Raw genomic sequence first — 11,041 nt, 5'->3', positions numbered from 1 at the left:
CACTATCTCTATATAAAAGTAAAAGTTGACTGATATATCATCGGTACAATTAATCAAAACATCCTATTTGGAGAGAAGTAATGAAGCGAGTATTTTTATTCTTAGCAACCAACCTAGCCGTTGTGCTGGTGCTCAGTGTTGTTCTGAATATCGTTTATGCAACAACAGGCATTCAGCATGGTAGTTTGTCTGGCTTGTTAGTTTTGGCAGCGGTATTTGGTTTTGGTGGTTCATTTATTTCACTTCTTATGTCAAAAAGTATGGCTCTGCGCTCGGTAGGAGGCAGAGTCATTGAAACGCCACGCAATGAGATGGAACATTGGTTACTGCAAACCGTCGAGCGTCAAGCGCAGCAAGCGGGTATTGGTATGCCGACCGTGGCGATTTATGATGCTCCTGATATGAACGCATTTGCTACAGGTGCCAAGCGTAACGACTCGTTAGTCGCTGTATCGACCGGCCTATTGCACAACATGACTCGTGATGAAGCAGAAGCGGTATTAGCCCATGAGGTAAGCCATATTGCTAATGGTGACATGGTAACCATGACATTGATGCAAGGCGTGGTGAATACCTTCGTGATATTCCTATCGCGTTTTATCGCTAATATTGTTTCTTCTCGCAACTCAGATGAAGGGCAAGGTAGCAATATGATGGTTTACTTTGGTGTCTCTATGGCTTTGGAATTGGTGTTTGGTTTCTTAGCGAGCTTTATCACTATGTGGTATAGCCGCCATCGTGAATTTCATGCGGATGCAGGCGCTGCTCAACTAGTGGGTAAACACAAAATGATTGCCGCTTTAGAGCGTTTGAAAATGAGTCACGAGTCGCAGTTAGAGGGTTCGATGATGGCGTTTGGTATTAACGGTAAGCGTACGGTTATGGAGCTATTGATGAGCCATCCACCGTTAGATAAACGTATTGCCGCATTACGTAACTCATAATCCATTATTTATCATTCATTAACCAGCCTTCGGGCTGGTTTTTCTTTTTTATCGATTGATCGTTTTATCTCTTCATGTCGTATCTCATTTTTATAAAGTTGTACAAATTTTTTTTTGTACAACTTTATAAAATGCACTATCTTATCATTATATTGTACGAAAAATTATTTTGTATAACTACGAGGTTCCACATGGATGTTCAAACGGTTGGTCAATTCTACTGTCAGCTCAGCAAGCATACTTTGCATCGTTTGCCTGAAATTTACCATCAACACGTGGTTTTCGCTGACGCTGCACACCGTATTGAAGGTCTAGAAAGCTTACATCAGTACTTTGTTAACCTTTATCAAAATGTGCAGCGATGTGAATTTACTATTCATGAACAACATCAAATTGAACAAACGGCTTTTCTCGTCTGGACGATGCACTTACAGCATCCTAAGCTTGCCAGTGGTCGAGTGATTGATGTTCAGGGTATGAGCCAGATTAAGTTTCAAGACGATAAAGTCATTTATCATCGAGATTATTTTGATTTAGGTGAAATGCTCTACGAGCAATTACCGCTGCTGGGTAGCTTAGTTCGCGCGGTGAAACGGAGGTTAGGCCAATGAATGGTGTCTTGATCACCGGAGCCAGTTCAGGCATAGGTTTGCAGCTTGCTAAAGATTATGCTCAACAAGGTTGGTCGGTGATTGCTTGTGGGCGTAATTTGACGGCATTGCAAACATTACAAGCAGAGTATCCCACGATTGAAATTCTGATTGCCGATGTCACTGATCGTTATGCCACACTCAACGCTTTATCTTCTTTGACGGTGGTTCCAACCCTTTGGATTCTCAATGCCGGAAGTTGTGAATACATTGATGATGGCGTCATGGACTCTGCATTATTAGGCCGCGTTTTTGAGGTTAATGTACTGGGTATTGCGCACTGCATTGAGGGCATTCAACCTTATCTAACTCAGGGACATCGAGTGGCTTTTGTTGGCTCTATCGCCAGTGAGCTTCCCCTGCCAAGAGCGGAAGCTTATGGTGCTTCAAAAGCGGCGGTCAACTACTTGGCTCGAACGTTACGATTAGATTGGCAAGCCAAGGGGGTAGAGGTTACGACCATCTTCCCGGGTTTTGTCACTACACCTTTGACCGATAAAAATACCTTTCCTATGCCGATGATCATTACCGTCGAGCAAGCCTCTTTGGCGATCAGGCAAGGACTGGCCAAAGGTAAGCAGAGCATATATTTTCCTGCGGTATTTACTTGGATCATTCGTTTAATTGCGGCACTGCCTTACCGCTGGCAGCACGCTATTGTCAAACGATTAGTTGGCGCATAGAAGGACAACATAACAATGAAAATTGCCATTATTGGAAGTGGTATATCAGGGCTCACTTGTGGGCATTACTTGCATCAACAGCATGATGTAACGATTTTTGAAGCGAATGATTATATTGGTGGGCATACCGCCACAGTAGATGTTGAACTGAACGGCCAGTCTTATGCGATTGATACGGGGTTTATCGTGTACAACGATCGCACGTATCCAAACTTTATCAAAATGATGAATGAGATTGGCGTACGTGGCGTCGCAACACAAATGAGTTTTAGTGTACGTAATGATGCCAATGGCCTTGAGTATAATGGCCATACCATCACGACGTTGTTTGCTCAGAAGCGTAATTGGTTTAAGCCAAGTTTTTATCGTTTTATCCGCGAAATATTACGTTTCAATCAACTCGCTAAAGCCGCGGCGGCTGATGCAGAGCATAGTGTTCAAACTCTCGGAGAATTTTTGCATCATCATCAATTCTCTGATTATTTTTGTGAGAATTATATTTTACCGATGGGAGCGGCGATATGGTCTTCTTCATTGGCTGATATGCGTGCTTTTCCTTTGACGTTTTTTCTGCGTTTTTTCCTCAATCATGGCTTATTAGATATTACTCATCGTCCTCAGTGGTATGTGATTGAAGGGGGCTCTCGAGCGTATATTGAACCGTTAACCCAAGGATTTCGCGATAAGATTCGTCTCAATGCTCCTGTTGAGTGGTTGCGACGGAGCGGACAAGGTATTGAACTGCAAGTGCATGGCAAAATTGAACACTTTGATGAGGTGATTTTTGCTTGTCATAGCGATCAAGCGTTAGCTTTGTTATCGGATGCTAATCATCTTGAGCATGAATTACTCGGCGCCATGGGTTATCAAGCCAATGAAGTGATTTTACACACGGATACCAGCTTATTACCAAAGCGAAAAGCGGCTTGGGCATCGTGGAACTATCGCTTGGCAGGGGACGTGGATCAAGAGACCCGTTTGCCGGCTTTAACTTACAATATGAATATATTGCAGCATATTGATAGCTCAGAAACGTTCTGTGTCACCTTAAACAGCAGCGAAAGTATTAATCCCAATAAAGTGCTGCGTAAATTTACGTATCATCATCCGGTATTTAACCGTGCCGCGATAGCTGCCCAGCAACGCAAAGCAGAGATCAGTGGGGTTAATCACACCTGGTTCTGTGGTGCCTACTGGCATAACGGTTTTCATGAAGATGGTGTTAAAAGTGCATTAGATGTTGTAACCCGCCTTAGCGCGCAGACCAATACAGCTCAGCAAGGGGCTGCGTAATGCACAGTCAAGATAACGCGGTAAGCAGTGCCTTAATGGTTGGACATGTGCGTCATCGGCGTTTATCGCCAGTGGCGCATGATTTGACTTACCCACTCTTTATGCCTGCGATTGACCTCGATCAGTGGTCTGAGCTTCAGCAAAACGTGTGGGGGTTGGGTGAGAAATGGTGGCATTGGGCACGTTTTTGTCGTCAAGATTATCTTGGTCAAGGTGATTTGAAAGCTGCGGTGCAAGATAAAGTTCATGAACTCACTGGTGAGCGTATCGAAGGTAAAGTATTGGCAGTGGTCCATTTACGTTACCTCGGTCTCTATTTTAGCCCAGTCAATTTTTATTACTTGTATGACCATCAAGGAGAATGGCGTTATTTATTGGCAGAGGTCAGTAATACGCCATGGAATGAGCGTCACTACTATGCGTTACCGGCAGAGGCGGGGGTGGATAATCAGCATTGGCAACATGATAAAGCCTTCCATGTTTCACCATTTAACCCAATTGATCAGCAGTATGTTTGGAAGCTAAAGCCGCTCAATCAAGGTTTAATGGTGCATTTAGAGTGTCATCGTCAGCATAAAGAATTCGATGCGACGCTGACCTTAAAAGCGCGGCCTTTTACGTCTGCTCAATTACTTAAGCTATTAATGAAAACGCCAATCATGACAATTAAAGTGATGGTGGGAATCTATTGGCATGCGTTGAAGTTATGGATAAAAGGAGCACCTTTTTATGCTCATCCAGATTCATCGTCAGTAAACAAAAATAATAAGGAGAAACGCTAATGTCACACTCTTCTTCTTTGGATATGCCCAAGACGCTAACTGTGTTACAAAAAGGGGCGCGGGCAATGGCATTCAAGTCTCTCAACCTAATGCAAATTGGCTGTTTAACCATCAAAGAATCGTTCAATGAAGTGGGTATTGAACAGTTTGGTCCAGCCCAAGAGGGGCAGATCCACGCGACAGTAGAGGTTAAACATCCTCATTTCTATGCTCGTTTACTCAAAGGTGGCAGTATCGCCGCCGCAGAAGCCTACATGGATGGCTGGTGGGATAGCCCCGATTTAACCGCAGTGATGGAATTAATGGCGCGAAATTTAGCCGCGCTCGATAAGCTGGAAGCGCAAAGTAGTATTGTGATGCGCTGGCTCAATCAAATGGGGCACTGGTTAAAGCGTAATTCCCTTGGTCAAGCTAAGCAAAATATCGAAGCGCATTATGATCTTGGTAACGATCTGTACCAAACCTTTTTAGATAAAAGAATGCTGTACTCTAGCGCACTTTATCTAAACAGTACTGACAGTTTAGAGCAAGCACAACTGAATAAAATGGAGCGTTTGTGTCAGCAGTTGCAATTGCAAGCCAGCGATCATGTGTTAGAGATCGGGACAGGCTGGGGAGCGATGGCGATTTACATGGCACAAACTTATGGTTGTAAAGTGACCACCACGACTATTTCTGAAGAACAGTTTGCCTATACACAGGCATTAGTTGAGTCGCTGGGTTTAACGGATCAAATTACCTTATTAAAACAAGATTACCGTCAGCTCACGGGACAGTTTGATAAATTAGTCTCTATTGAGATGATTGAAGCGGTTGGTAAAGCCTACTTAAAATCTTATATCCAACAGTGTAATCAATTATTGAAGCCACAAGGCTTAATGGCGATTCAAGCAATCACGATTACCGATCAACGTTATGATTATTACAGTAATAATGTTGATTTTATTCAAAAATACATCTTTCCCGGTGGTTTTTTACCCTCGATTACCGCCTTAACTCAAATGGCAACTCGGTTTAGCAATTTGGTGGTGCGCAATGTTTTTGATATTGGGTTAGATTATGCGCATACCTTAGCCGATTGGCGTTTGCGTTTTGAAGCGGCGTTACCAGAGGTGCAACGGTTAGGCTACGATGAACGATTTATTCGTATGTGGCGTTATTATTTGTGCTATTGCGAAGGTGGTTTTCAGGCTCGGACGATCAGTACGATTCATATGACCTTCCAGAAAGGTGCTTAATGCGCAAACTACTGCTGCCTTCATTACTGTTTGAAGTTATTTGGTGGTCTGCTGTCTGGGGCCAGACCGACTGGCAATGGTTGACTTTAGTGTTGGTCATCATCGCTTGGCTTAGTATGGCATACACTCAGTTAACCTCACTTTTCCCAGTAATGCTGTTGGCCGGAGCGGGAGTGCTATTGGATATCATCAATGGTGCCATCGGCCTGTTTGTTTTTCCTACGGAGCATCCTATTCCATTTTGGTTGGTTATCTTATGGTGTGGTTTTGCATGGTACGCTCGGTTGCTTATCCCTGCGATTCAACATCACTCGCCACGTTGGATTATTATTTTAGGTGGCTTGGGTGGCGCTGTCAGTTATTGGGCCGGTTATCGATTTGCGGCAGTGGATTTTCAATGGACGGTTCTGACCGTAATGGGCATTTTATTTGTCCAATGGGCAGGGCTCACATGGTGCTTATTAAAGGTGTTTAGTCATGCAAGGAACGCTCAGCGTGTATAAATGGGTTATTCGTATTTCGCTCTTGGTCGCCATGATGTTGTCTATTTCGCTGAGAGCAGAAGCGGATAAACCACAAGGAGAAAGGCAGGAGGTGTGGCGTGATTGGCCAGTGGTTGGACAGGCTACGCTATCGTGGTTATTTTGGGATGTTTATCACTCCCAGCTACGTTCTCCCGATGGTCAATACCAGAAGCAGCCCGGTCAAGAGGTGGCGACTCATCCTTTGGCTTTAGAGATCCATTACCTACGTACGATTCATCGTGAACAGCTATTGGAGGCCACCGAAAAGCAGTGGCAAAAACTCGGCTACTCTGCGGCAAACATTGAGTCATGGATGGCCCAGTTAAGTCACCTATTTCCAACGGTAGAAAAAGATCAGCGCCTCGTTTATCTCTCGGACGGTCAGCATGGACAGTTGTGGTATTTTCCAACACCAACAGATAAACACGTTCGTGGCGAGGTGATTGACCCCCAAATGAATGAGGCATTTTTGGCCATTTGGTTATCACCACGGAGTGATTACCCTAGATTAAGAAATCAACTGGTAGGAAAACGCGGATGAAAAAGTATTGGCAAGCTCTTTGGTTAAGTGTTGCACTGGTGTTGGTTGGCTGTTCAACAGAGATCAATGACTATCAGGATGCAGAGCCAAAGTTTGATCTGTTCAACTATTTTTCAGGCACAACCCACGCTTGGGGGATGGTGCAAGATTATACCGATAAACAAACACGACGCTTTGAAGTCTTGATCGAAGGTTCGGTAGAGGGGGATGTACTGACTCTGGTTGAAGACTTTATTTTCGATGATGGTGAGGAGAGTCAACGTATTTGGGTGATCACTCGCACTGGAGAGGGTGAATATCGTGGTGAAGCTGATGATATTATTGGTCAAGCTCAAGGTAAAGAAGTCGGTAATGCATTGCACTGGCGTTACTCATTTTTATTGAGCACCGAGAGCCGTGATATTGAAGTGTTGTTTGATGATTGGATGTATCGACAAGATGATCGTCACATGTTTAACCTCACCAAAATTAAGAAATTTGGTATTGAAGTCGGTAAAATCACCCTATTTTTCCAAAAGCAGTAACGGGGCGCATCAACAAAAAAAGGACTTCAATGTGAAGTCCTTTTTAGTCTAATCAGTTCACCACTTAGAGTTGATCCGTTAGCTCAATCGCATAACCAATATAGCTCGCTGGTGTCATCTGTTTAAGACGAGCCTTCTCTGCATCAGGCAGTGCTAAGCCATCAATAAACTGGCGCATGGCTTCGCCGTCAACGCGTTTACCGCGAGTTAACTCTTTTAATTTTTCGTACGGTTGATCAATACCGTAGCGGCGCATCACGGTTTGAATGGGTTCTGCCAATACTTCCCAATTTTTATCGAGTTCAGCCAATAGAGCGTCACGATTGACTTCCAGTTTGCTGATGCCTTTTAGGGTTGAAGAATAAGCAATGATCGCATAACCCACACCGACTCCAAGATTACGCAGTACGGTGGAATCGGTCAGATCGCGTTGCCAGCGTGAAATCGGCAATTTTTGCGCAAGATGGGTAAAGATGGCGTTAGCTAAGCCTAAATTACCTTCCGAGTTTTCAAAGTCGATGGGGTTGACTTTATGAGGCATGGTTGAAGAGCCAATTTCACCCGCAACGGTTTTTTGCTTAAAGTGACCAAGAGCAATGTATCCCCAGATATCACGATCAAAGTCGATGAGGATAGTATTAAAACGGGCAATAGCGTCAAAGAGCTCGGCAATATAATCGTGTGGCTCAATCTGTGTTGTGTAAGGGTTCCAATTGACGCCTAACGACGCACAGACAAATTCTTCACTGAATTTATGCCAATCAATTTCAGGGTAAGCAGAAAGATGCGCATTATAGTTACCGACGGCACCGTTAATCTTGGCTAAAATTTCAATATTAGCGATTTGCTTATATTGGCGCTCCATGCGATAAGCGACATTAGCCATCTCTTTGCCCATGGTAGAAGGCGATGCTGGTTGACCATGGGTGCGAGAAAGGAGGGGAATATCACGATACTCTTCAGCTAATTGACGAATAGCATCAATAATACGACGAATCTCCGGAAGAATGACCGTATCACGCGCTTCTTTAAGCATCAACGCATGCGAAGTATTATTGATGTCTTCAGAGGTGCAAGCAAAGTGGATAAATTCGTTAACGGCGTGAAGTTCTGGAATTGTCGCGACTTTCTCTTTCAAGAAGTACTCTACCGCTTTCACATCGTGATTGGTGGTCCGTTCAATATCTTTGATACGTTGCGCATCTTGTTCGCTAAAGTTTTCAGCAAGTTGGTCAAGGAATTGATTGGCTGCTTGGCTAAACGCAGGGACTTCTTTAATTTCTGCTGTGGCAGCCAGCTTCTGTAGCCAGCGTATTTCAACGATAGTACGGTACTTGAGGAGACCATATTCACTGAAGATACTGCGCAACGCAATCGTTTTACTTCCGTATCGGCCATCTACCGGTGAAACAGCAGTCAATGCTGACAGTTCCATGTTATTCTCCTGGAGTGTGAGTTAAAAATGAAGGTGAATAAGAGTTAAGCCAAGCGTTATAGTCTTGCTAACAAGATCTGAGCTTGTTCGATCATCTTTTTACGACCAAAAATCAAATGGCGGCGTTTACCACCGACTTGACGCCAAAGCACAGCGCAGCGGATACCGGAAAGTAGCAAAGCACGTACTTTTTGTTGATTCGCGGTTTGTTGCAATACCGTTGGAGTGCCCGTTACTTGAATGCGAGGACCAATAGGACTGATCACATCAAGATAAACACTAGCAAGATTACTGATCATGGTGTCATCAAGCAGATCAAAATGTTCTACTTGACGCTCTAACATCTGCAAACGGTCGCCAAGTTGAGCCATGGCATCGCGTCGCGTATGTAATTTACGTTCTAAAGCCATCAAACTAATCAGATAACGAGTCACCTCACCTCCTGATGGCGTGCTATCAATCCCATTCACTAGACATTGAAGGCCAACTTTTAAATTGGCCTCATTACCGAAAACATCCACGGTATTATTGGGATTAAGGTTGACGATGGCTTGGAGTGAGGTTGCAAACGCGTCTGAATCACAGTGACCGTTTTTTGCCACTTGTTGAACCAAAGCCACGGCTTGGCACATTCCAGCAAAGGCGATAGTACGGTCGTAGTTGGTGTTAGCCACGTAAATACTCCTACAGTTAACTAAGAAATGCGCTGTTCAATAATCCCACCACCGAGGCAGACTTCGCCTTGATAGAAAACGGCAGATTGTCCTGGGGTAACCGCAATTTGTGGTTCATCGAACATCACTTTGATGTTTTGTTCATCAAGCGGAATAATAGTGCAAGCTATATCCGTTTGACGATAACGAGTTTTGACCGTGCAGCGTGTTGGCTCGGTGATGGCTTGACGAGAAACCCAATGTAGCTGAGAAGCCATTAACCCCTGAGATTTTAACAACGGATGATCCGCGCCTTGCACGGCAATCAAAACATTACGTTGTAAATCCTTTTCTGCCACATACCAAGGTTGCTCACTGCCGTCTTTCAAACCACCAATATGTAAGCCTTTACGCTGTCCTAGGGTGTGATACATCAGTCCTTGGTGTTCACCAATCACTTTGCCTTCCGGCGTTTCAATTTTACCCGGTTGTGCAGGTAAATAGCGAGATAAGAAGTCGGTAAATTTGCGCTCACCAATAAAACAGATTCCTGTGGAATCTTTCTTCTTGGCGGTAATGAGACCTTGCTCTTCAGCAATACGACGAACTTCAGGTTTTTCTAGTTCCCCGACAGGGAATAAACTTCTTGCTACTTGTTCGTGACTCAGGGTGTATAAAAAGTAACTTTGGTCTTTATTACTGTCTAAACCACGCAGCATTTGTGGCTTTTCACCTTGAGTTGGGAAAGTACGGCGTACATAATGACCCATAGCGATATAATCAGCGTCGAGGACTTCATCCGCAAACTCAAGAAAGGCTTTGAATTTAATTTCTTTATTACAGAGGATATCCGGATTAGGCGTTCTGCCAGCTTTGTACTCAGCTAAGAAATACTCAAAGACATTATCCCAATATTCTGCAGCAAAATTAATGGTATGCAGATAAATGCCTAGCTTGTCACAGACCGCTTGAGCATCCGCTAAATCTTCAGCGGCAGTACAGTACTCCTCGTTATCATCTTCCTCCCAATTCTTCATAAACAAGCCTTCGACTTGATAGCCTTGTTGTTGTAAAAGATAGGCTGAAACGGAGGAATCCACGCCACCTGACATGCCAACAATCACTTTCTTTTGGCTGTTTGCACTGCGGTTATCTGACATAACGTAATACCACTTAATTAACTTGGGTTCAGATTCTAACAGAAAGAATTTTTCGAGGACAGATCCGCGACCGCAATCACACTTCCCTTGCTGATTATCTGAGCTATTTGCGACCATTTTGTCATGATGGCGGGTGCATCAGGTGAGCGCTGAGACAAAGTGCGAAGCAAAGATTCGCAAAGGTGCATAAGCCAACACAGACAAAAATAAAAACCACAACGAAAACGTTTGCCTCGTTTCTGTTAGTTGCTGTTTTAGTGGAGAGCGAGTTAGAATCGCCCATCTTTTTATTCCCAAGCCGAATTGACGCTATGAAATTTCCTGGCCAACGTAAATCTAAACATTATTTTCCTGTCCATGCTCGCGATCCACTGGTTATCCAAGCGCAAGAAAATAAAAAAATGTCCCGTACACACATTATTGGAATTGATCAAACTTTGGTCGACATTGAAGCGAAAGTGGATTCTGAGCTGATTGAGCGTTATGGACTAAGTAAAGGCCACTCTTTAGTGATCAATGACGAGGCGGCAGAAGCGCTTTATCAGGAATTAAAAAGCAATCAATTAATTAGTAGTGAATATGCTGGTGGGACGATCGGTAATACACTACATAAC

At 43.9% G+C, this 11,041-nt stretch carries 12 protein-coding genes and 1 pseudogene; 10 read left to right on the top strand and 3 right to left on the bottom strand.

The genetic code is table 11. From position 1 onward, the window contains the following. Nucleotides 1–80 precede the first annotated feature (80 nt). The 9 genes from htpX (at nt 81) to CAG60_RS04805 (ending at nt 7,179) form a co-directional block, all read left to right on the top strand. Complete coding sequence (htpX, locus tag CAG60_RS04845; protein WP_158143772.1) at nt 81–944, top strand: protease HtpX; 864 nt, start codon at nt 81–83, stop codon at nt 942–944. A 191-nt stretch (nt 945–1,135) separates the two neighbouring features. Beyond that, a complete protein-coding gene (locus CAG60_RS04840) occupies nt 1,136–1,555 on the top strand; it encodes a nuclear transport factor 2 family protein (RefSeq protein WP_158138566.1) in 420 nt (139 codons plus the stop codon). Then, nucleotides 1,552–2,277, top strand: coding sequence for an SDR family NAD(P)-dependent oxidoreductase (locus CAG60_RS04835; RefSeq protein ID WP_161438403.1), 726 nt, complete (start codon nt 1,552–1,554; stop codon nt 2,275–2,277). The genes CAG60_RS04840 and CAG60_RS04835 overlap by 4 nt, the downstream gene beginning before the upstream one ends. A gap of 15 nt (nt 2,278–2,292) precedes the next feature. Beyond that, a complete protein-coding gene (locus CAG60_RS04830) occupies nt 2,293–3,570 on the top strand; it encodes an NAD(P)/FAD-dependent oxidoreductase (RefSeq protein WP_161438402.1) in 1,278 nt (425 codons plus the stop codon). Next, nucleotides 3,570–4,352 (top strand): DUF1365 domain-containing protein, encoded by a 783-nt coding sequence (locus tag CAG60_RS04825; protein ID WP_161438401.1) that lies wholly within the window; start codon nt 3,570–3,572, stop codon nt 4,350–4,352. The genes CAG60_RS04830 and CAG60_RS04825 overlap by 1 nt, the downstream gene beginning before the upstream one ends. Further along, the gene (locus CAG60_RS04820; RefSeq protein WP_161438400.1) at nt 4,352–5,590 is read left to right on the top strand and encodes an SAM-dependent methyltransferase; all 1,239 of its coding nucleotides are present in this window, start codon (nt 4,352–4,354) and stop codon (nt 5,588–5,590) included. The genes CAG60_RS04825 and CAG60_RS04820 overlap by 1 nt, the downstream gene beginning before the upstream one ends. Next, the gene (locus CAG60_RS04815) at nt 5,590–6,093 is read left to right on the top strand and encodes a DUF2878 domain-containing protein (RefSeq protein WP_154167899.1); all 504 of its coding nucleotides are present in this window, start codon (nt 5,590–5,592) and stop codon (nt 6,091–6,093) included. Before CAG60_RS04820 ends, CAG60_RS04815 begins: the two co-directional genes overlap by 1 nt. Further along, nucleotides 6,086–6,655 carry a hypothetical protein gene (locus CAG60_RS04810; protein ID WP_237667748.1) on the top strand — a complete coding sequence of 190 codons (570 nt, stop codon included), beginning with the start codon at nt 6,086–6,088 and terminating at the stop codon, nt 6,653–6,655. The genes CAG60_RS04815 and CAG60_RS04810 overlap by 8 nt, the downstream gene beginning before the upstream one ends. Next, nucleotides 6,652–7,179 carry a DUF3833 domain-containing protein gene (locus CAG60_RS04805; protein ID WP_161438399.1) on the top strand — a complete coding sequence of 176 codons (528 nt, stop codon included), beginning with the start codon at nt 6,652–6,654 and terminating at the stop codon, nt 7,177–7,179. The genes CAG60_RS04810 and CAG60_RS04805 overlap by 4 nt, the downstream gene beginning before the upstream one ends. 64 nt (nt 7,180–7,243) lie before the next feature. Here CAG60_RS04805 and purB read toward each other — a convergent pair whose 3' ends face one another. Genes purB through mnmA form a run of 3 tightly spaced genes read right to left on the bottom strand, consistent with a single transcriptional unit; the run spans nt 7,244 to nt 10,427 of the window. Further along, on the bottom strand, nt 7,244–8,614 hold the full coding sequence (gene purB, locus CAG60_RS04800; protein ID WP_161438398.1) for an adenylosuccinate lyase: 1,371 nt from the start codon (nt 8,612–8,614) through the stop codon (nt 7,244–7,246). 56 nt (nt 8,615–8,670) lie between these two features. Then, complete coding sequence (gene hflD, locus CAG60_RS04795) at nt 8,671–9,288, bottom strand: high frequency lysogenization protein HflD (RefSeq protein ID WP_004395062.1); 618 nt, start codon at nt 9,286–9,288, stop codon at nt 8,671–8,673. Between the two features lie 20 nt (nt 9,289–9,308). Next, on the bottom strand, nt 9,309–10,427 hold the full coding sequence (gene mnmA / locus CAG60_RS04790) for a tRNA 2-thiouridine(34) synthase MnmA (RefSeq protein WP_154167903.1): 1,119 nt from the start codon (nt 10,425–10,427) through the stop codon (nt 9,309–9,311). Between the two features lie 311 nt (nt 10,428–10,738). Between mnmA and CAG60_RS04785 the strand changes: the two are divergent. Beyond that, nucleotides 10,739–11,041: pseudogene (locus tag CAG60_RS04785) on the top strand (inosine/guanosine kinase); the annotation flags it as partial.

Source organism: Vibrio sp. V33_P6A3T137 (genome assembly GCF_009904835.1).
Taxonomy (GTDB): Bacteria; Pseudomonadota; Gammaproteobacteria; order Enterobacterales; family Vibrionaceae; genus Vibrio; species Vibrio metschnikovii.
Note: the sequence above shows the minus strand (reverse complement) of the source record. Positions and strands in the feature narration are given on the sequence as shown.